Origin of the sequence: Thalassospira profundimaris, from assembly GCF_003326675.1 — a bacterium.
Lineage (GTDB): Bacteria > Pseudomonadota > Alphaproteobacteria > Rhodospirillales > Thalassospiraceae > Thalassospira > Thalassospira aquimaris.
Window position 1 is genome coordinate 108,275 of sequence record NZ_JPWF01000002.1, and the last position, 19,377, is coordinate 127,651.

Here is a 19,377-nt window from a genome sequence, read left to right on the forward strand (position 1 = left end):
TATTTGCAGCATGTTTTGGTGATCCCATGCCTTTGGACCGTATCCTACGCGAGATTGTGTCATGCGCCAGCGTCAGGCAGCCCCGCTTAGACGTTTTTGCACCGGCGCGTTGACGAGGTTGCGCAACGAGCCGTCGACCAGATATTGCATCGCCGTTTCCACCGAAAGACGACGGGCATCGGCGACACTTTCCGGGCTTGACCATGCGGCATGCGGGGTCAGGAACAGACGTTCACCGACAATCGGATCCTTGCCATTGGCATAGGCCAGGGCAATGGCGTCTTCGGGTGCGGGCGGTTCGGTCGGCAAAACATCAATGCCCGCACCGGCAATCGTTCCGTTGCGCAAGGCATCAAGCAAAGCATCAATGTCGATAATCGCACCGCGTGCGGTGTTGATCAGAAGCGCATGGGGCTGCATCATCGCCAGCCGTTCCGCGTTGATCATTTTGTGACTTTCGGTCGTCAGCGGGCAATGCAAGCTGACCACGTCGCTTTGCGACAGAAGGTCTTCAAGCTTGTCACAGCGGTCGACACCAACTGCAATTTCCGTCCCGCGCGACACCAGCGGATCATAGGCCAGAACACGCATCCCGAATGCCTTTGCCCGCAAGGCAGCAGCAATACCAATGCGGCCCAGCCCGACAACCCCGAATGTTTTACCGCGAAGGCGCGCCAGCAATGGTGCACGCGCATGGTCAAAGCCGGCACGCGGGGAGTCCATCAGGTTCCGGTGATAGGAACTGATGCCGCGCCGCATGGTCAGCATCAGGGCAATGGCATGGTCGGCGACCTCGCTTGTGCCGTAATCCGGGGTGTTGCAAACGGGAATGCCCGCCTCGGCCGCGGCATCAAGATCGATGTGATCAAATCCCACACCGGCCCGCACGATGATGCGGCACCGGTCAAGCTTTGCGATCACCGCACGGGTGACCGGCATTTCATGCCACACCACCATCGCATCACAATTGCCCAGCACGTCGGCCGGAATGTTTTCGGGCGAACGTTCCCGGTAAATATCCCAGTCGACCTGATCGCCGGATGTGCGACGCTCGATCTGCGCATCGTCTGGATATTGGGCATCGGGTGTGAGTAGGCGGAAGCGAGACATATGGACCTCTTTGGGGTTCGTCGACATCGGGTATCGTTGAATTGCCATTCTAGAATTCTAGAATTTTAATTTCTTGTCAACATTGTTTTTTTGGTGTTTGATAGCCGCACAAAATCATGGGATTGATGGCAAATGGTGCCATTACGGAACTGATCAGAATTTCGAAGGAGACTGCTGTGTCGCTCACTCAAGAGGCTTGTGAACGACTTCGCGATGCGATCGTGTCGGGCAAATTTGAATTTGGCGAACGACTGTCCGAGGAGCAGATTGCCCGGGCGCTTGGCATGAGCAAAGCACCGGTACGTGCGGCATTCACCGACCTGCGCGATATGGGATTGGTCAGCATCGTACCCCAGGCCGGTACATATGTGTTCACGCCAACACCACAGGAAATCAAAGAAATGAGCCACTTTCGTGCGATGCTGGAGCGCGAGGCGCTTGGCAGTGCGCTGGCACGCGACCCCGACGGTCTTGTGCAGGGGCTTTCGGCGGCAATCGCGCAGATGAAGCACGCCATTGATGTTGATGAATTCACGCTTTATAGCCGCGCGGACAGTGCCTATCACCGGGTGATCCTGCAACATGCCGGCAATCGATATCTGGAAAAGGCCTATGACCTGACGGCAACGGCACTCGAAGCGCTACGCGCACATCTGCAATCGGGTGAAGGCGATTTCTGGCAACGATCCTTTGCCGAACATACGCAAATGCGCGACATGATGGCGAACCGCCAGTTTGATGATGCCCAGGCGTTGCTGGAAGAACATATTCTGGTGATCAACCGGTCGATATCACTGCCATCGGCGAACATCAATCAACGCACCAAAAGCCGCCGGCGCACGGACGAGGAATATGCATCACTGCTTTCGTGATTGCCGTTTCAGCACATTAGGGAGACACAAAAATGTGTCTCCCTTTTTATATCAGCTCCCTGCCGAGCCTAGATCGACGCAATTTATCGGCGCAATCGCGTCAATCTACGCCTGCATATTGCGCATCCTTCAGCAAATTCGCCGACCATCATGCGGGTCGGCGTGGCATGATCGGCGCTGTTAGACACCCTCGCCCACCAACGAATATTTGCTGCTGACAGATTTCAAACAGCTGTCAAAGAACGTGATGGACAGACCGGCATCTTTGCCCCAGAGATGCCGGGTTGACCTTCAACCGCCCCGATACGCCCCACCCGCCCGATGCCAAACCGGTCGTCGACGGAACTTGCACGATGGATAGACGCCCCAGATGACCCGCGCCATGCAACGTTATGTTTTTGATCTGATCAATCGCAGCCAGAAGCTTTTTGTCACCCTGATGAAAGTTATGCTGCCGGTGATGATCATTGTCCGTATTGCCGAGGAATTTGGCGCGATTGATGTTGCGTCCGATCTTTTGACCCCGGTTATGGCCCTGATTGGATTGCCGCCCGAGGCGGGGTTGATCTGGGCGACCTGTGCACTGGTCAGCATGTATGGCGCGGTTGGTGCCTTTATCGGGTTATCAGCCCATCTTGATATGACAGCGGCACAGTTAAGCGCGCTTTGCGCCATGATGCTGTTTGCCCACGGGCTTCCGGTTGAACAGGCGATTGTCAAACGGGCCGGTGCCAGCCTGATTGCCACCACCGCCCTTCGGGTCGGGGCGGCCATCGGGTATGGCGCGCTGGTGACCTGGGTCAGCAGCAAAACCGGCTGGCTGTCCGAGCCGGTTGATTTTTCATGGATGGCAGGCAGCGAGGTTGCCGAGGCCAGCACCGGACTTGCGGCATGGGGGGATTGGGCAATTCAGACCGTCAAGTCGCTTGCGGTCAGCTTTGTGGTGATTACCGGGCTTCTGGTTGTGCTTGATGTCATGAAGGTCACGGGGTTGACCGACAAATTCACCCTTGCCCTGTCACCGATCCTGCGGGTTTCGGGTCTGTCGCGTGAAGTCGCCCCGGTGACCACCATTGGCGTGTTGCTGGGCCTGACATTTGGCGGGGCGCTGATCATTGATGATGCGCGCAAGAATAATTACCCGCCACGCACACTTTTCCTGTCACTCAGCTGGTTGTCGCTTTCACATTCGCTGATCGAGGATACGGCGATCATGCTGGCCCTTGGTGCGGATATCTGGGTGGTTCTGGTCGGGCGGGTGATCCTGACATTGATCATCATCGCCCTTTTGGCACGCCTGACCATTCGCTGGGACAAGAAACCGGATCAAAAATCGGATCAATTGGCATCGGAAGGCAGCAACGCATAGGCATTGCAACAATTGCAAGGTTGCCAGCCATCCCGGCGCGTGTAGAGTGATGGCACCTTTCCATCATCCAAAGCCGTATCCGATGCCAGACGACCATTATATACGCGCGATTATTCCGATCTTGCCTACGTCGAAAACCGGCATCCTTCAAATGGCCATTCCAGGCTACGAGATTGATGATGCCGGGAACCTTGCGATGGATTTCGCCCGGTGCCAAGCCGCCCTTGGTCACCTGAAGACGCTTGATGCCCGGCATTATATTTGCCTGTCGACAGCATCGGAAATCGATCAGGAAGAGATTGACGATATCTGCGATCTGGTGCGGGCACGCGGCATTAGCGCATATCATATGCCGGTCGAGGATTATGCACAGCCCGACGAGGCGTTCCTTCAATCCTGGGCGGAGATGTCAGCCGAGCTGCATCGAAGCCTTGATGCCGGTGGCGGGGTTGTTTTGCAATGTCTGGCCGGATGCGGGCGCAGCGGCACAATCGCTGCCCTGCTATTGATTGAACGCGGCATGGCACCACAACAGGCAATTGAAACGGTTCGGGCAATCAATGAAGAATCGATTGAAAGTGCCACGCAACAGGCATTCCTGTTGTCACGTCATCGCCTGTGACCGCCTGAACGCAGCAACATAATCACCGCAATTATTCGGCATCCAGCAATGCGGTGAATGTCAGCAAGGTTTCGGCACGCACCCGAAAGAAAGCGCGCAAATCCCCTTGTTCAATCGGATCGACCAGCCGGTCAAATTCCGCCTTAAGCAAGCCGGTCGCCAGATCCGGGAAACGGGCCGACTGACGGACAAGTCCGGGAACAGTGCGATAAAACAACATATCATCGGTCCGTTGCAGCACGTCATCGCCAATCAGACTGGCCGAAAGAAGATGAACATCGCGTAATACACCCCAGAACTTTTCACGTTCCGCACCGGCTGACAGGCGTGAAATCCGGTAAAACAGTGGTGCGACCGAGGCTTCGATATCCTGGGGCATGGTGGTGACACTCAGATCATCAATGATGTGATAGATGCCCGAACGGATTTGCAGCCCCTGACGCTGCGCCTCGATCGGTTGATCCTGCACGGTGGTGCCGACACCAACCTTGACCATGGCAAGTTTTTCATGGGCCAGACGTTGCAGGACCTGCCGGATCGGCGTGCGGCTGACTTCGAATTCCTTGCCCAGCTCCCCTTCATACAGCACATCGCCACTGGCATAGACGCCAAGACAAATACGTTCCCGGATGGCTTCGTAAATGATGTCGACGCTGGATTTCTGAGTGGCGTTCATGCGGTCTGTTCTTGTTACAAGGGCAGGACAGGATCGGAGTCGCCGTGTAATTACGGCAGATTGAACCCCGAAATGGCAAATTCGCCATTCGGAAAGATGTACATGTATGCAACCAAAACAGCAACAGCAAGATTTTTCCATCTTGCCGAATATCGCTGTTAACTGCCGTTTTTAGTGAATTCAAGTGCCGCGACCCCACGGTCGAACAGCTATGTCACAGAAAAGTCATTTACTGTATAGCTGTATACAGGTACATTAGCTGCACTGCACAAAGCACTCGTATCAGGGAATGGGTGAAGAGATGCGCGTTTTAAGATCACAGATTTTCTGGCAGGTTGCGGCTGTCGGGCTTCTGATCTGGCTGGGCTATATACTGGCGCAGAATATCGAAGCCAACCTTGCGAAATCGAATATCGTTCTGTCGTTCGATTTCCTGTCCGCACAGGCCGGCTTTGACATCAGTGAAAGCCTGCTTTCGGTGTCGGCCACCAGCAGCTATGGCGCGGTGATCCTTGCCGGTGTGATCAATACGCTGGTTCTTGCAGTGTGCTGTATTGTCGGGGCGACCATCATCGGGGTGATGATGGGGATCATGCGATCCGGCGGCCATTATCTTGGCGAACGGATTGCCGGACTTTACATCGAAATCACCCGCAACCTTCCCAAACTTCTGATCCTTCTCGCACTTTATCTGGCGATGGTCACAACCCTGCCGGTGGTGCGTGAAAGCTGGTCGGTTTTCGGCCTGATCGAGATTTCAAACCGCGCTGTTTACTTCCCGATTGTTGAACAGGGTTTCGGGCTTTGGTGGCTGTGGGCGATGATCGCGGTCTGGCCGATTGCGATTTGTGTGCTTGGCAAAGTTGCCCGCCGTATACAGGACAAAACCGGCATCCGGTATCCGGTGATCTGGCCGGTAACAATGTGCGTTCTGATCCTGATTGCCGGACCTGCGATGATTGGCCTGATCGACTATCAGATTTCATGGCCGGTCCTTAAAGGGTTCGATTTTGCCGGGGGCGGCCGCATTTCGGTGCAGTTCGTGGTTCTTGTTCTCGCGCTTTCGATCTATCACGGCGGACAGGTTGCCGAACTGGTGCGCGGTGCCATTGCATCGGTCCCGGTCGGGCAGTTTGAGGCGGCCAAGGCATCGGGACTGAGCTTTGCGCAGATGACGCGGTTGGTGATCCTGCCCCAAGCCATCCGGGCCGCCGTGCCATCAATGGGCAACCAGTATCTGAACATCACCAAGAACACATCGATCGCGCTGGCAGTTGGTTATTCCGATCTGGTGTCGGTAATGACGACGTCAATCAACCAGACATTCCGCCCCATCGAACTGATGACGGTTTCGATGTGCGTTTATCTTGGCATCTGCCTGATCGTTTCGTGGCTGGTCAATATCTATAACGCGCGCGTTATCGCGGTGAGGGCATGATCATGGAACAGACGATCCGCGCGCAAACCACCCTGCCCCCAAAGATCGGATTTGCCGAAAAATGGCGGCGCAGACTGTTTGGCAATCTCCGCGACGGCATCCTGACCATGATCCTGATCGCAGCGGTTCTTGGACTGGGCAGTGTTGCGATCAACTGGCTTGTCATCAATGCGGTTGCACCCTGGAGTACGGCAGATTTATGCCGGGAAGCCACCGGGGCCTGTTGGCCGTTTCTGGTGGAAAAGCACCGTCTGATCCTGTTTGGCACCTATCCGTGGGAACAGCAATGGCGACCATTTATGGCCAGCCTGATCCTTTTGATCGGGGTCGGTGTTTCAATGGTGCCGCACTGGCAGGACAAGCGCCTGATCTGGGTGTGGCTTGGCCTTGCGGTGACATTTACCGTTTTGATGCGGGGCGGCGTTGGCGGGCTTGAATATGTGCAGCCGGAACGCTGGAACGGCTTGCCGGTTTTGCTGATGCTGGCGATTTTCGGGCTGGTCTTTGCCTTTCCGCTGGGGCTTTTCCTTGCGCTGGCGCGTCATCAGGACAAGCTGCCCGCCCTTCGCGCGATTGCGGTTCTGTGGATCGAGCTTGTGCGCGGTGTTCCGATGATCATGGTGCTGTTTCTGGGGTTGTTTGTCCTGCCCCTGATGATGCCCGATGACATCAAGCTGAACCCGCTGATCACGACCATGATCGCGCTGGTGATTTTTCATTCTGCCTATTTTGCCGAGTCCATTCGCGGCGGTTTGCAAACCGTGCCGCTTGGACAATATGAGGCAGCCGACAGCCAGGGATTAAGCTGGTTCCAGAAGACCCGTTTGATCATTTTGCCGCAGGCATTGCGCATCGCGATGCCCGGCATCCTGAACACGGTTCTGGGGGCCTACAAGGACACATCCCTGGTCGTCATCATCGGCATTCACGACATCATGGCCACCGCAAAAATGTCATTCAGTGATCCTGTCTGGCAGCGGTACGGGCTGGAAGCATATCTGTTTGTAGGCGGCTGGTTCCTTGCGACCTGCTGGTGCCTTTCATCCTACAGCAGGTGGTTGGAGAGAAGAACTTCGTAGGGCATTTTAACAGGGAGCCTCATGATGAAAGTGCGTTTTGTCTTGCCTGCTGCGTTTGCAGTTCTTGCCGGTTTTGCCACACAGGCCAATGCCGGTCCCGTTATGGATAAGATCAAGGCCGAAGACAGTCTGGTCTGTCTGGTCAATACCAACTCGCCGGGATTTTCGGTTCCTGACAGTCAGGGGGTCTATCAGGGATTTAACACCGATTTCTGCCGCATGACCGCAGCCGCCATTCTGGGCGATGCCAAGAAAGCCGATATTCGCGGCATCGGTTTTTCCGACAGCATGAAAACAATCGTTGCCGAAGGTGCCGATATGGCATCGCGCAGCATCACCCGTACCGGCACCCGTGACGCCAATCCGGGCATGCGTTTTGTCGTGACGACCTATTATGACGGTCAGGGCTTCATGATCCCCAAAAAGCTGGGCGTCAATCACGCCAGCGAACTTAACGGGGCAACGGTGTGCGCCGAAGAAGGATCAACCACGCTTTTGAACATTGCCGACTGGTTTGGTGATCGCAATATCGAGTACCGGGTTGAAAATATTGCCGACAAATCGGCCCGCCTGCAGGCATTTTTCGCCGGGAAATGCGACGTTCTGGCCAGTGACCGCACGGCCCTGAGTTCGGACCGGCTTCTGGCCGATAATCCGGGTGACTTTGCGATCCTGCCCGAAGTGATTTCCAATGAACCGCTGACCTTGCTGTCACGTCCTGATGATGCATTTGAAACCGCCATTTACTGGGCGTTTCAGGTGATGCTGAATGCCGAGGCGATGGGTGTTACATCGGAAAATATCGATGGCATCATGGCCGATCTTGCCAATCAGCCCAAAGGCGTCCAGCGCCTGTTCGGTCAGGATTCAGCCGCCGGGGAAATGGCGCAGCAGATCGGCCTTCCGGCAGACTGGAGCTATCAGATCATCAAGCAGGTCGGCAATTATGGCGAAGTCTATGACCGCCATCTTGGCCCGAACACCAGCTTTGACATGGCGCGCACGGCAACGGCCAACGCGCTTAGTCAGGATGGCGGGCTGCTTTATCCCGATCCGATCCGTTAACCGCCCACAGGACCGATGCGGGTGCATAGCCTCCCCGTATCTCACCACATGCGCGCGTGTCGGTCCTGTTCCTTTTGCCGGAGTTTCCCAAACCGGGCCCGTAAACAGGGATGGATGAGCCATGAATATCAATCTCGGGCGTGATCGCGCCAGTTCTGCGCAAAGCAGCCAGAGTGCCGCAATCCATATTCGCAATCTGAATAAATGGTACGGCAGCTTTCAGGCATTGAACGATATATCGCTTAATGTTCAAGCCGGGGAACGCATGGTGATTTGCGGCCCGTCCGGGTCGGGAAAATCAACCCTGATCCGCTGCATGAACGGTCTTGAACAGGCCGAAAGCGGTTCAATTTCCATCGGCGGCACAGAGATGAGCGCAGACGGACCGTCGCTTGCGCGTATTCGCAAGACAACCGGCATGGTGTTTCAGCAATTCAACCTGTATCCGCATCTGAGCATTCTGGAGAATTGCGTTCTGGCCCCGATGTGGGTGCATAAGATCCCGCGCAAACAGGCCGAAGAAACCGCGTTTCGTTTTCTGGAGCGCGTCAACATCGCCGCACAGGCCAGCAAATACCCGCACCAGTTATCGGGCGGGCAACAACAGCGTGCGGCGATTGCGCGTACATTGTGTGTCGGCCCCAAAATCATCCTGTTTGATGAACCGACATCGGCCCTTGATCCCGAAATGATCACCGAGGTTCTCGATGTGATGATCGATCTGGCCAGCGAACAGATCACCATGGTTTGCGTCACCCACGAGATGGGTTTTGCCAGACGTGTTGCCGACCGGGTGGTTTTCATGGATAGCGGCGAGATCGTCGAGATCGCAACTCCGGACACCTTCTTTGATCAGCCGCAATCAGCACGCGGCAAGGCCTTTCTGGCCAAAGTTTTCAGCCACTAGGGTCAGGACCCGTTTATATGATTTCCGTATTGTTTGCCTGCACGGGCAATACCTGTCGGTCCCCGATTGCCGCGGCCATCGCCCGGCAATATGTCAAACTGCATAATATGCCTTTCAAGATCAGTTCTGCCGGGCTGCATGCCGACAGCAACTGTCCGATTACCCCCGAGGCACATCTGTCGCTTCAAAATATCGGCATTGATACCGTCCATGCCAGTCAGCCCCTGACACCTGAACTGATCGGGTCGAGTGACGCGATCTTTGTCATGGAAAACTGGCAGGCCGAAAAAGTGATTGATCAGGTCAGGCAGATGGCACTTGCCACCCCGCCCGTGGTCATGATGATTGACCCGATGGGTGATATCGCCGATCCGCTGGGCAAGGGGCAGAATGCCTACGACAATCTGACCAAACAGATGCTTGGTCTTGTGCCCGGGGTCCTGAGCGGCCTTGCCAAAAGCCCGGCCGCAACAGAGGGCTAATCGTAACTGGCCCGGTTACTGACCGAGCCAGTTTACCACCGGCTCCCACGTTGATTTTTCCGCCCGTGATCCGACCATCATGCCGATATGTCCACTTGATGGGTGAAGTTCGGTGCGCAAATCTTCGGGGAAGGCATCAAACAGGGCCTGCGCACTTTCGGGCGGTACGATGCGGTCATTTTCCGGAATGACCGCCAGCACCGGACAGGACAAATCAGCCGGATTGATATCAATTCCATCAATCTGCCATTCGCCCTTGGCCGGTTTGTTTTCGACATACCAGCCGATCAGGCAATCGACCGACACGCGCCGGGTCAAGGGCACACCATCATTCAGCCAGTCTTCAAGGGCGACGAAATCATGGGCCTTGGCAGAATCCGGTGCCATTTTTTCAAAACGCCGGAATTTCTCGCCAATCATAAAGGGATCGAGGCTGGCAAACAGGCTTTGCAGCACATCGACCGGCAATGTGTCATGAATGGCCAGCATATGGGGCAAAGACGGCGCAAAGGCCGCGGCAATCCGAGACTGGGTCGGGCCAGCGGCCATGAAATCCCAAGGGGTCGCCAACAGCACAAGCCTTGATACCTGTGCCGGATCCAGAAGCGTTGCCGCCAACGCCAGAACCCCGCCCATACAATAACCGATCATTGGCACCGGCCCGCCATTCATGTCCGCGACATCCTGAAGGATGGTTACAAGGCGGGCAGCGATATAATCATCAAGGCCAAAATTGGCCTCGTCCATGCCGGGATACCCCCATTCAACAAGCAATGGACGATAGCCGCATTTGGCAAGATAGCGGGCGAAGCTGCGCTTTTCGTTCAGATCAAGGATATAGCCGCGGTTCACCAGGGATGGCACCAGAAGCACGATCTTGCCCGGTTGCTGATCCTTTTTGGGCGTGATGGCCCCGTAATCATAGACACAGGTCGATCCGTCTTCCCAGATGACCGGGATGTCCTTGCGGGACTGTTCACGCGGCCGCAAATAGGGATGGCGTTGATAGGCACGCACACCGTCATGGAACCCGGCATGGCGATCAAAGGCAACACGATCAAGCGCCTGGGCGACGTCATCGGGGTGAAAGGCTTCAATCTCACTTAGGAGGTTTTCTGCCTGTTCCTTCAGTTCCGGCTTCCAGGGCAGCAATTGTTTCAGAAAGATCGGCAATGCGGCGCGTGAGCTGAGCCAGCTCGTCATCTCGACTGCCATGTGCATCGGAAGCGGCCGCGGTCCTGCCCGTTTCAGGCTTTGTCTTTTTGGCGGAAGCGGCTTTTGTTTCAGTGGACTGATCATTCTTGCCCTGCCCCTTTGCAGTATTTTTTGCGGCCTTGGTCTTTTTCGATGCGGCGTCCGGTGAGGTTGCAGAAGCCTTTTTGCCGGTCTTGTCTGTGGTCTTATCCGGGACCCCGTCAGCCCCCTTGTCCTCGGTTGCCTTGTCCTCGGCTGCTTGAGCAGCTTGCTCCGCCTTTGGCGCGGAGGAGGACGGCTTTGCCCCGGCAGCCCCCATACCCGACATGCCCGGCATTCCGGCCATCACCGCCATGTTGGGCGGGAACGGCATGCCGGTCGGGAAGGGTGCGGTTGGCAAATCGCGTGCGGCCTTGGCCATTTGATCCATCATCGCCATCAACGGATTGTTTTCACCCGTCACACCGGAAAAGGCGGCGGCAAACGGATTGGCGCTTTGCGGGGCGGCCTGTTGGCCCATTGCCATTTGGCCAATCAGCTTGCCCCATGCTTCAAACCCTTCGCCCATGCGCGTGGTGTCCGCGCCCAGCGACGCATACAGACGCCCGATGGCACTTGCGGCATCGGCCCCGTCGGCAGTTGCGGCAACCTGTTCGCGCCAAAGGGCAAGAAAGCGGGCGGCAAGCTGTTCGAGCTTGTCATCATCAGATGATGCGCCGGGTGCCGAACTTTCCGGGTGATCCCCGGTGTTCCTGTCAGTCGTCATGGGTGCGGCCTTTTCGTTCCCTGATACGAAGGCTTTATATCGTCAAATACTATAGATCGTTGGCAAGGGCGGGAAAACGAATTCCCGTGCTGCGCAGCAACAAATGGTATCGCAAGTTGTTTTTCGCACCGCACTTCGCGTTGAATACTGGACACATTGGAAAAATCGCGGCACTCTTGTTGTCTTCTGAGCGAATGCAAAATCGAAAATGCTGCGCAACATCGTAAATTGTGCAGACGCAAATCAGGCAGAAAGCCACCGTGACAAACGTTCGCCAGACAGACGTCCGGGAAACAGGGAAGCAGGAAAGACGCCATGACCACCAAGAAATCCGATGATCAGGACCGCATCGTAATCAAGAAATATGCGAACCGTCGCCTCTATAACACGGCGACCAGTTCCTATGTGACGCTTGATCACCTTTCACAGATGGTCAAAGAAAACACCGACTTTGTGGTTTACGATGCCAAGTCGGGCGAAGACATCACCCGCCCGGTCCTTACCCAGATCATCGTCGAGGAAGAGAACAAGGGGCAGAACCTTTTGCCGATCAGCTTCCTGCGTCAATTGATCGGGTTCTATGGCGACAGCCTTCAGGGCCTTGTGCCGAGCTATCTTGAACAGGCGATGCGTGCCTTTGGCCATAATCAGGAACAGATGCGCGAATATATGCAGGGCACGATGCAGGGCATGTTCCCGTTCGGCCAGTTCGAGGAAATGAACAAACAGAATATCGCGCTGTTTGAACAGACGATGAAAATGTTTTCGCCGTTCCTTCAGGAAAATGAAAATGGCGGCCAGCCGGGCGCAACCCCGACCAAACCGGCCGCACCGGCAAGCCCGTCTTCGGATGCGTCACTCAATGAGCTGAAAAGTCAGCTTGAAGCCATGCAGGCCCAGCTTAACAGTCTGGCAAGCGGCAAGTCCGAGAAATAGTTTCCGGCTTCATGAACAGTTCAAGGGCGGGGTTGCGCAGGCACCCCGCCCTTTTCATGCGCAGAAAGCGGTTTGCGGCCCCACTGATGCCAATTGCACCGATGCGCAAGCCGATGATCAATGCAGAGTCGGCAATTTCCCGCCGTCCAAGTCGGCATTAATCCTGCATAAACTTTTTGTTAACCATTTAAACCCGCCCGGCATGGCCGACAGGCGGCAATTTTTGCCGGGTAAATGCCCCAAACACACGGAGTCCCGAAACAGACAGGTAATTTCAACCCATAACGCTGAAACAGTATGACCGCGATCACACCGATACCCATGCAACCGGCCCGCTGGACTCCGTCTGCGAGCACCGGAACGGATGGTCCTGCCGGCATCGGAATCGAAATCCCTGCGCAAATTTCACCTGTACGCGAAATTGCGCAGAATGGTGGCGCGTGGCTGCAACCCCATGATCTTGGGGGCAGTGCAGCATTCTGGGCACAGCTGATCGGGCAACTCTTGCCACAGGAAAACCTTTTGCAACCGCCGGTCATTCAGGAAATGCATGCCAGCTATGCACGGCATTCCAAACCTTATGGCGTAGAAACCCACGTCTTTTTTTCGCCTTCTGGACTAGACAAAGACAGCTCAATTGACCTATATAGCTAGCTTCTGGCGGATTGCTGTAATGATTACCTGACCAAAGTTCAGATACAGATCATGTAATCGCAGTGCATTTATGGTGCTGCGAGCGCGTGGTCATTGGGCACAAATCAAACAAGCCCAACAGCATCCAAAGTGGGGATCTATAACTGGCGGTTGATAACGGATTATAAAATGACTGAGATTGCTGCAAACGAAGAACCGAAGCGCGCTAACCGCGCTACTGACACTGACCGTTATGTTGGTCAGCGTATCCGTGAACGTCGCATCATGCTGGGCCTTTCCCAGCAGCAGATGGCTGACCTGATCGGTGTTACCTACCAGCAGGCCCACAAATACGAGCGCGGTATCAACCGCATCTCTGCGGGTCGCCTGTACGAGATTTCGCAGGTTCTGGGCGTTCCGGTAAGCTATTTCTACGAAGGCCTTGATGGCAATCAGGAAACCGAGCTTAACGCACGTCAGCGTATGTGCCTTGAACTGGCGCGTAACTTCGCAAGCATCAAGCACGAAAAACATCAGGAAGCTCTGAGCCAGATGGCTCGCGCCCTTGCTGATCAGGCCGCATAAGTTCACGTTCGAACTTACGCGCCACCGCTAAAAAGGCTGCCCCTGTCAAGGTTGGCAGCCTTTTTTTGTGCCTTGTCGCGGGGGCTGGTCGTTGTAATCTTGGTGCAACTGGCAAAAAGGCGACCAAACCATGATCACCGATCACCTGATTGATCAACTTGACCAATACCGGCGCGACAGCGGTTTTTTGACCATTGCAGAAACCATCGCACTTGGCCGGACGGGCAATATCGTTTTTGATCCGTTTTCGACCCTTGTTTCCCGGCATGTCGTGATGGGGGCCAACAACATCCTTTGCCCCAACATCCGTTTGGAAGCCGATCAGGACGGGGAATTATCCATCGGGAACGGCAACACGTTTTCCGGCAACACCACGATCATTGCGCAGACCGGGCCGATCAGGATCGGGGATGGGAACATCTTTGGTCCGGGCAACATCACCCTATCGACCGGGCGCAAGGATGCGATGATCACTATCGGTTCGCACGGGCGATATCGCGGCACCATCGACATGGATGGCCAGTGCGCGTTGGGGAATGGCAGCCAGATCCTTGGCCAGATCAGCGCACAGTCGGTATGCCTTGCCGATGGCGGATCGTTCGAACATCCGATTGCAGATGAACGTGGTGCGGTGCTTAAGGGATTTGGAAAGGCGACCAACATCCGGCTTGAGACCGGCAAGGTGATCGCAGGCAGTGGTGACTTCTGCATCAGTGCGCAGAAGTCACAGTCGTTCTATCACCCCGAAGCGCGGTGAATTCGCGCCCTATTGGTCCGAAATCACCAGATCATCGGAATGAATGACGGCATTGCCCCGGGTGAAGCCAAGGGTGGCTTCGATATCGCCCGATGCATGGCCCATCAGAAGACGGGTTTCTTCGGCGCCATAGGACGTGATGCCACGTGCGATTTGATTGCCTTCGACATCAAGAACACGCACCGCATCGCCATGCTTGAACCGGCCATCGACCGCCGTGATGCCCGCCGCCAGAAGGTTCTTGCCCGCGTGTAACGCCTTGGCCGCACCGGCATCGACAATGATCGCGCCCGACGCCTTGAGCGAGGTGGCAATCCAGTGACGACGTGCGGCAAGGGGGCTTTCACTTGGCAGGAAGACGGTATTGGGCGCACCTTCAAGCTGGGCTTTGAGCGGGTGATAGATGGTGCCACGCGCGATAAACATGCGGCAACCGGCCTTCATGGCGATTTCAGCCGCCTGAAGCTTGGTCACCATCCCGCCGGAGCTATACATGGTCGGTGCAACACCGGCCATATCGAAGATTTCCGAGGTCAGTTCGCGCACTTCGGGGATCAGGGTCGCATCCGGGTTCTTGCGCGGATCGGCGGTATAAAGACCGTCAATATCCGAAAGCAGAACCAGCGTATCGGCCGAGATCATATGGGCGACCTTGGCACCCAGACGATCATTATCGCCAAAGCGGATTTCCTCCGTCGCGACCGTATCGTTTTCATTGATCAGCGGGACGGCACCGCGGGCCAGAAGCGCATTGAGCGTACCGCGCGCATTAAGGTAGCGACGGCGGCCTTCCATATCCTCGAGCGTAACAAGGACCTGTGCCATGGTCAGGCCGTTGCGGCCCAGGGCCTCCTGCCAGACCTGTGACAGACTGATCTGGCCAGTAGCGGCAGCGGCCTGTTTATCGGCGAGACTGATGGTGCGGTGATCAAGGCCCAGCAGACGACGGCCAAGGGCAATCGCACCACTGGAAACCACAATCACCTCGACCCCGCGTTCGCGCAGGTGGGCGATATCATCGGCAAGTGCTTCGAGCCATGCACGGCGCAGCTTGCCGGTATTTTCATCGACCAGAAGGGCCGAGCCGACCTTGATGATCAGGCGTTTTGCATCACTCAGAGAAGCGTGCTGAAGGCTCACGGCTGGAATCCCTTATCCTCGCGACCTTCCATGGCGCGACGTTCACGTTCGCTATCGATATAGGCGCGGACCTGACGGTGGATATCCTTGATCCCCTGCTGGGTCACGCCAGAAACGACATGGACCTTTTTGCCGATGCCTTTTTCAAGGATTTCACGCTGTTCCTCGACCATTTCCGGCAGAAGCTGATCGGCCTTGGACAGCACGACGATTTCCGGCTTGTCGATCAGCACGTCGGCGTAGCTTTCAAGTTCCTCGCGCACGGTGCGATAGGTCGCAACCGGGTCTTCCTCGGCGCAATCGATCAGATGCACAAGGACTTCGCAGCGTTCGATATGGCCCAGGAAGCGGGTTCCGATGCCTTTGCCCTCGGACGCGCCTTCGATCAGGCCGGGAATATCGGCCAAGACGAATTCGCGGTCATCGATATTCACAACACCAAGCTGCGGATGCAGGGTGGTGAAGGGATAATCGGCGATTTTCGGACGCGCATGCGACGAGGCCGCAAGGAAAGTCGACTTGCCAGCGTTTGGCAGACCGACCAGACCGGCATCGGCGATCAGTTTCAGGCGCAGCCAAACCCACATTTCCTCGGCCGGCCAGCCTTCTTCGGCGCGGCGCGGGGCCTGGTTGGTGGAGGATTTGAAATGCGTGTTACCACGACCGCCATCACCGCCGCGGCACAGCATATAGGTCTGACCCGGTTCGATCATATCGACGATCAGGGTTTCGCGGTCTTCGGCGAGAACCTGGGTCCCGACCGGGACCTTGATCGTGATGGATTTGCCCGAACGGCCGGTACGCTGACGGCCCATGCCGTGCATGCCGACTTCGGCCTTGAAGTGCTGCTGATAACGGAAATCGATCAGGGTATTGAGGTTTTCGACCGCTTCGAGAACGATGTCACCGCCACGGCCGCCATCACCACCGTCCGGCCCGCCATACTCGATAAATTTTTCACGGCGGAAGCTGACCGAACCGGCACCGCCGCGGCCACTACGCACATAAATCTTGGCTTCATCAAGAAACTTCATAACCGGTCCTTCGGGCGATGCCCATTTTTCATTATGAGCCCGGCGCGCCACAAACAGCGCATCAACGGGTTCGGGAATTCTTCTATATCACATACAACAAGGGAGGAATGATTGCTCATTCCTCCCTCGAAAATCTTGCTACGTATCGCGCAGCCGACGGGAGGCTTACGCCTCTGCCGGAACGACGGTTACGTAGGTACGACCCTTGAAGCCCGACTTGAACTGAACGGAACCGTTCACAGTCGCAAACAGGGTGTGGTCTTTGGCGAGGCCAACATTGTCACCGGCATGGAACTTGGTGCCACGCTGACGAACGAGAATGTTGCCTGCGACAACTGCCTGACCACCGAATTTTTTAACGCCGAGACGGCGACCTTCGGAGTCACGACCGTTGCGCGAACTACCACCAGCTTTCTTATGAGCCATGAAACTCTCCTAAAACTGCATCTCAACCTGAAAAATCAGGCGTTGATGTCCTTGATGCGCAGAACAGTCAGGTTCTGGCGATGACCATTTTTACGACGGTAGTTATGCCGGCGCTTTTTCTTGAAAACGATCACCTTGTCGCCCTTGGCCTGCTCGAGAACTTCTGCAGTGACAGAAGCACCTGCAACCAACGGAGCACCAACTTTCGGCGCACCGTCGCCAGCAACCATGAGAACTTCTTCAAGTTTCACGGTTTCACCAGCCTGGGCAGCGATCTTTTCGACTTTGATAACGTCGTTGGCAGCAACTTTATACTGTTTGCCGCCAGTTTTGATGATTGCGTACATCTAAAAGTTCCTGAAAAACATTCTGGAAACACAAACGCGCAGCTCGGTGCCGCTGCTAACAGATACCGAACCGCTGCGAAGAACGGGTGAATTACCCCTTTTGACCGCCAGAGTCAACAATTGAGTCAACCGCAAAGCGACGCAAACCCGCATATTCCCCGGTGATTGCGCCCCCGCCAAGCGGGCATCCGCCCTGCGCCGGCTGCATGGCCGTGCCCAGCATCCCGAACGCGCCAAAACGACAAATCAAACCGCCAGTGAAATCAACAATCACAATCGACTGGCGACAATCGAAAGAAGATCATTCAACCGCGCAAACAAACCCGCCGCGAGGCCCGACCCCGCCGCCAGTGAGAAATGCATAAAAGAGTCACCGATTTTGCGATTTCCCTCTTGCAATATGGCGCGAGGACCGTTAAACACCGCCTCGAACGCCAAGACCACACATGCGGAGAGGTGCCGGAGTGGTCGAACGGGGCGGTCTCGAAAACCGTTGTACTAGCAATAGTACCGTGGGTTCGAATCCCACCCTCTCCGCCATTTTCCAGATAAAGCACTGAAAAACAAAGATTTTTGGCTAGCACTGCAAGCGGCTGGTTTAAAAATCTTGTGTATCACGATTGCGTCACAGTCGCCAGCACATCCAATCCCCTTTTTTCTATTTTCAGGGTGGCATTTTCAGCAATGTCATCAATGGAAGACGGACGGACGGTTTTGTATAGAAAACCGTCCGTCCGTCTTCCTGTTGAAAAAAAATGAAGCGGTCTGTTGACTGAAATTTTTTTGAACGAATATCCGAAAAGTCAGCAATTTCGCTGACAATTTTTTATAAGGATATTTAAATTATGTCTTACATTTCCATTGGAAAAATCGATAAATCCGCTGCCTTTGAAGCAGATTTCGAGCCACGCTTCAAACTTCGCACAGAAAAAGAACTCATAAGCCTTCCCGGCCCGCAATGGCTTGTTAAGCACCTCATCCCTACCAATTCCCTCATTCTGATGTATGGAGCACCGGGTGCGGGGAAAAGCCATATTGCCCTTGCCCTGACACAGAGCATTGCAAACGGGTATGAGATTCTTGGACGACGAACGAACAAAGCCAAGATTGTTTATGTTGCCGCCGAGGGTGCAGCAGGAGCCAGCAACCGCGTTGAAGCCCATCGGGTATATAGGAATATTCCGGAAGATTCAGAGGGGGATGTTCTGTATCTGGATTGCCCGGTTTCTCTTCTGCACGACGGTGACCTTGAAGACTTTGTCCTCGCTATCGTTCACAAGCTGGCCGGTCAGGATATCGGTCTCGTATTCATAGACACACTTTCCAGATGCTTTGCCGGGGACGAAAACAGAGCCGACGAAATGGCACAACTGGTTTCAGCGTGCCAAATCATTCAGCGGGAACTGGGGTGTTCTGTTTGCCTCGTCCATCACGAAGCGAAACAGGGATCCGCAAGAGGAAGCACAGTTTTACCGGGCGCAGCTGATACCATCATCCACGTCACTCCGACTGACGGAAAAGGGTTTGAAGCCGTCATCGAAAAGCAAAAAGACGCAGCTGATGGGCTTGTCATTTCGGGCCATTATGATCTGGTAGAACTCGGGATAGACGAGGACGGAGAACCAATCGAGGTGCCTGTTGCGCTCTTCGACAAAATTTCTCCTCAAGCAAAAGGCAAAAACAACGGACCCAAAGGACGGAATCAGGCGATTGCCCTTGAGGTTTTAAGCGAGGCATCTGTATCAGGTTTAACAGAAGAGGATTGGCAAACGGCGTTTACCGAATGCATTGGATCAGATAACCGTCGCGCCTTCCGAGAAGCAAAGATAGCCCTGCTCAAGAGAAAATTGGTTTCGGAGATTGGCGGAAAGTTTGTTGCGAACTGATACCCAAAAAATCAAAGCCAAAACCCAAAAGCCCGCCGTAATGGCGGGCTTTG

At 55.3% G+C, this 19,377-nt stretch carries 21 protein-coding genes and 1 tRNA gene; 14 read left to right on the forward strand and 8 right to left on the reverse strand.

What is annotated here, in order from left to right; all coding sequences use genetic code 11:
- Positions 1-72: 72 nt before the first annotated feature.
- Positions 73-1,110 (reverse strand): C-terminal binding protein, encoded by a 1,038-nt coding sequence (locus TH19_RS03125; RefSeq protein WP_258547804.1) that lies wholly within the window; start codon positions 1,108-1,110, stop codon positions 73-75.
- Between the two features lie 176 nt (positions 1,111-1,286).
- Between TH19_RS03125 and TH19_RS03130 the strand changes: the two genes are divergently transcribed.
- The 3 genes from TH19_RS03130 (at position 1,287) to TH19_RS03140 (ending at position 3,973) form a co-directional block, all read left to right on the forward strand.
- Positions 1,287-1,982 (forward strand): GntR family transcriptional regulator, encoded by a 696-nt coding sequence (locus TH19_RS03130; protein WP_181846289.1) that lies wholly within the window; start codon positions 1,287-1,289, stop codon positions 1,980-1,982.
- Between the two features lie 370 nt (positions 1,983-2,352).
- On the forward strand, positions 2,353-3,351 hold the full coding sequence (locus TH19_RS03135; RefSeq protein ID WP_258547805.1) for a nucleoside recognition domain-containing protein: 999 nt from the start codon (positions 2,353-2,355) through the stop codon (positions 3,349-3,351).
- Between the two features lie 151 nt (positions 3,352-3,502).
- Complete coding sequence (locus TH19_RS03140; protein WP_181846290.1) at positions 3,503-3,973, forward strand: phosphatase domain-containing protein; 471 nt, start codon at positions 3,503-3,505, stop codon at positions 3,971-3,973.
- A gap of 31 nt (positions 3,974-4,004) precedes the next feature.
- On the opposite strand, the gene TH19_RS03145 is transcribed toward TH19_RS03140, so the two are convergent.
- Positions 4,005-4,649 carry a GntR family transcriptional regulator gene (locus tag TH19_RS03145; RefSeq protein ID WP_181846291.1) on the reverse strand — a complete coding sequence of 215 codons (645 nt, stop codon included), beginning with the start codon at positions 4,647-4,649 and terminating at the stop codon, positions 4,005-4,007.
- 301 nt (positions 4,650-4,950) lie between these two features.
- Between TH19_RS03145 and TH19_RS03150 the strand changes: the two genes are divergently transcribed.
- The 5 genes from TH19_RS03150 to TH19_RS03170 all read left to right on the forward strand — a co-directional run bounded on the left by TH19_RS03150 (position 4,951) and on the right by TH19_RS03170 (position 9,620).
- The gene (locus TH19_RS03150; RefSeq protein WP_181846292.1) at positions 4,951-6,087 is read left to right on the forward strand and encodes an amino acid ABC transporter permease; all 1,137 of its coding nucleotides are present in this window, start codon (positions 4,951-4,953) and stop codon (positions 6,085-6,087) included.
- A 2-nt stretch (positions 6,088-6,089) separates the two neighbouring features.
- Positions 6,090-7,166, forward strand: a complete 1,077-nt coding sequence (locus tag TH19_RS03155; RefSeq protein WP_181846293.1) for an amino acid ABC transporter permease — start codon at positions 6,090-6,092, stop codon at positions 7,164-7,166.
- A 21-nt stretch (positions 7,167-7,187) separates the two neighbouring features.
- Positions 7,188-8,231: a transporter substrate-binding domain-containing protein gene (locus tag TH19_RS03160; protein ID WP_114100892.1), complete on the forward strand. Its 1,044-nt coding sequence runs from the start codon at positions 7,188-7,190 to the stop codon at positions 8,229-8,231.
- Between the two features lie 121 nt (positions 8,232-8,352).
- The gene (locus tag TH19_RS03165; RefSeq protein WP_114100893.1) at positions 8,353-9,138 is read left to right on the forward strand and encodes an amino acid ABC transporter ATP-binding protein; all 786 of its coding nucleotides are present in this window, start codon (positions 8,353-8,355) and stop codon (positions 9,136-9,138) included.
- 17 nt (positions 9,139-9,155) lie between these two features.
- Positions 9,156-9,620 carry an arsenate reductase/protein-tyrosine-phosphatase family protein gene (locus TH19_RS03170; RefSeq protein ID WP_114100894.1) on the forward strand — a complete coding sequence of 155 codons (465 nt, stop codon included), beginning with the start codon at positions 9,156-9,158 and terminating at the stop codon, positions 9,618-9,620.
- Between the two features lie 15 nt (positions 9,621-9,635).
- Here TH19_RS03170 and TH19_RS03175 read toward each other — a convergent pair whose 3' ends face one another.
- Positions 9,636-10,823 (reverse strand): alpha/beta fold hydrolase, encoded by a 1,188-nt coding sequence (locus tag TH19_RS03175; protein ID WP_258547806.1) that lies wholly within the window; start codon positions 10,821-10,823, stop codon positions 9,636-9,638.
- Positions 10,720-11,580, reverse strand: a complete 861-nt coding sequence (locus tag TH19_RS03180; protein ID WP_114100896.1) for a hypothetical protein — start codon at positions 11,578-11,580, stop codon at positions 10,720-10,722. Before TH19_RS03180 ends, TH19_RS03175 begins: the two co-directional genes overlap by 104 nt.
- A gap of 315 nt (positions 11,581-11,895) precedes the next feature.
- Between TH19_RS03180 and phaR the strand changes: the two genes are divergently transcribed.
- The 4 genes from phaR (at position 11,896) to TH19_RS03200 (ending at position 14,491) form a co-directional block, all read left to right on the forward strand.
- Positions 11,896-12,516 carry a polyhydroxyalkanoate synthesis repressor PhaR gene (phaR, locus tag TH19_RS03185; protein ID WP_114100897.1) on the forward strand — a complete coding sequence of 207 codons (621 nt, stop codon included), beginning with the start codon at positions 11,896-11,898 and terminating at the stop codon, positions 12,514-12,516.
- 297 nt (positions 12,517-12,813) lie between these two features.
- Positions 12,814-13,170 (forward strand): hypothetical protein, encoded by a 357-nt coding sequence (locus TH19_RS03190; protein ID WP_114100898.1) that lies wholly within the window; start codon positions 12,814-12,816, stop codon positions 13,168-13,170.
- A 168-nt stretch (positions 13,171-13,338) separates the two neighbouring features.
- A complete protein-coding gene (locus TH19_RS03195; RefSeq protein ID WP_101245549.1) occupies positions 13,339-13,734 on the forward strand; it encodes a helix-turn-helix domain-containing protein in 396 nt (131 codons plus the stop codon).
- Positions 13,735-13,864: 130 nt separating this feature from the next.
- A complete protein-coding gene (locus tag TH19_RS03200) occupies positions 13,865-14,491 on the forward strand; it encodes a bactofilin family protein (RefSeq protein ID WP_114100899.1) in 627 nt (208 codons plus the stop codon).
- A gap of 9 nt (positions 14,492-14,500) precedes the next feature.
- Here TH19_RS03200 and proB read toward each other — a convergent pair whose 3' ends face one another.
- The 4 genes from proB to rplU all read right to left on the reverse strand — a co-directional run bounded on the left by proB (position 14,501) and on the right by rplU (position 17,438).
- Positions 14,501-15,631, reverse strand: a complete 1,131-nt coding sequence (gene proB / locus TH19_RS03205) for a glutamate 5-kinase (RefSeq protein ID WP_114100900.1) — start codon at positions 15,629-15,631, stop codon at positions 14,501-14,503.
- Entirely contained in the window at positions 15,628-16,665 is a 1,038-nt protein-coding gene (gene obgE, locus TH19_RS03210) for a GTPase ObgE (protein WP_114100901.1), read from the reverse strand. The genes proB and obgE overlap by 4 nt, the downstream gene beginning before the upstream one ends.
- Before the next feature lie 165 nt (positions 16,666-16,830).
- The gene (gene rpmA, locus TH19_RS03215) at positions 16,831-17,091 is read right to left on the reverse strand and encodes a 50S ribosomal protein L27 (RefSeq protein WP_008889409.1); all 261 of its coding nucleotides are present in this window, start codon (positions 17,089-17,091) and stop codon (positions 16,831-16,833) included.
- Positions 17,092-17,126: 35 nt separating this feature from the next.
- The gene (rplU, locus tag TH19_RS03220; protein WP_114100902.1) at positions 17,127-17,438 is read right to left on the reverse strand and encodes a 50S ribosomal protein L21; all 312 of its coding nucleotides are present in this window, start codon (positions 17,436-17,438) and stop codon (positions 17,127-17,129) included.
- Between the two features lie 450 nt (positions 17,439-17,888).
- Here rplU and TH19_RS03230 point away from each other — a divergent pair.
- Positions 17,889-17,978, forward strand: a tRNA-Ser gene (locus tag TH19_RS03230).
- Positions 17,979-18,283: 305 nt separating this feature from the next.
- Positions 18,284-19,324, forward strand: coding sequence for an AAA family ATPase (locus TH19_RS03235; RefSeq protein WP_114100904.1), 1,041 nt, complete (start codon positions 18,284-18,286; stop codon positions 19,322-19,324).
- Positions 19,325-19,377: the final 53 nt, after the last annotated feature.

What these genes read in the sequence shown, in the direction of transcription:
- TH19_RS03125 (WP_258547804.1), bottom strand. Translation starts at nt 1,110, where the DNA reads ATGTCTCGCTTCCGCCTACTCACACCCGATGCCCAATATCCAGACGAT.
- TH19_RS03135 (WP_258547805.1), top strand. Translation starts at nt 2,353, where the DNA reads ATGACCCGCGCCATGCAACGTTATGTTTTTGATCTGATCAATCGCAGC.
- TH19_RS03140 (WP_181846290.1), top strand. Translation starts at nt 3,503, where the DNA reads ATGGCCATTCCAGGCTACGAGATTGATGATGCCGGGAACCTTGCGATG.
- TH19_RS03145 (WP_181846291.1), bottom strand. Translation starts at nt 4,649, where the DNA reads ATGAACGCCACTCAGAAATCCAGCGTCGACATCATTTACGAAGCCATC.
- TH19_RS03150 (WP_181846292.1), top strand. Translation starts at nt 4,951, where the DNA reads ATGCGCGTTTTAAGATCACAGATTTTCTGGCAGGTTGCGGCTGTCGGG.
- TH19_RS03155 (WP_181846293.1), top strand. Translation starts at nt 6,090, where the DNA reads ATGGAACAGACGATCCGCGCGCAAACCACCCTGCCCCCAAAGATCGGA.
- TH19_RS03160 (WP_114100892.1), top strand. Translation starts at nt 7,188, where the DNA reads ATGATGAAAGTGCGTTTTGTCTTGCCTGCTGCGTTTGCAGTTCTTGCC.
- TH19_RS03165 (WP_114100893.1), top strand. Translation starts at nt 8,353, where the DNA reads ATGAATATCAATCTCGGGCGTGATCGCGCCAGTTCTGCGCAAAGCAGC.
- TH19_RS03170 (WP_114100894.1), top strand. Translation starts at nt 9,156, where the DNA reads ATGATTTCCGTATTGTTTGCCTGCACGGGCAATACCTGTCGGTCCCCG.
- TH19_RS03175 (WP_258547806.1), bottom strand. Translation starts at nt 10,823, where the DNA reads ATGACGAGCTGGCTCAGCTCACGCGCCGCATTGCCGATCTTTCTGAAA.
- TH19_RS03180 (WP_114100896.1), bottom strand. Translation starts at nt 11,580, where the DNA reads ATGACGACTGACAGGAACACCGGGGATCACCCGGAAAGTTCGGCACCC.
- phaR (WP_114100897.1), top strand. Translation starts at nt 11,896, where the DNA reads ATGACCACCAAGAAATCCGATGATCAGGACCGCATCGTAATCAAGAAA.
- TH19_RS03190 (WP_114100898.1), top strand. Translation starts at nt 12,814, where the DNA reads ATGACCGCGATCACACCGATACCCATGCAACCGGCCCGCTGGACTCCG.
- TH19_RS03195 (WP_101245549.1), top strand. Translation starts at nt 13,339, where the DNA reads ATGACTGAGATTGCTGCAAACGAAGAACCGAAGCGCGCTAACCGCGCT.
- TH19_RS03200 (WP_114100899.1), top strand. Translation starts at nt 13,865, where the DNA reads ATGATCACCGATCACCTGATTGATCAACTTGACCAATACCGGCGCGAC.
- obgE (WP_114100901.1), bottom strand. Translation starts at nt 16,665, where the DNA reads ATGAAGTTTCTTGATGAAGCCAAGATTTATGTGCGTAGTGGCCGCGGC.
- rpmA (WP_008889409.1), bottom strand. Translation starts at nt 17,091, where the DNA reads ATGGCTCATAAGAAAGCTGGTGGTAGTTCGCGCAACGGTCGTGACTCC.
- rplU (WP_114100902.1), bottom strand. Translation starts at nt 17,438, where the DNA reads ATGTACGCAATCATCAAAACTGGCGGCAAACAGTATAAAGTTGCTGCC.
- TH19_RS03235 (WP_114100904.1), top strand. Translation starts at nt 18,284, where the DNA reads ATGTCTTACATTTCCATTGGAAAAATCGATAAATCCGCTGCCTTTGAA.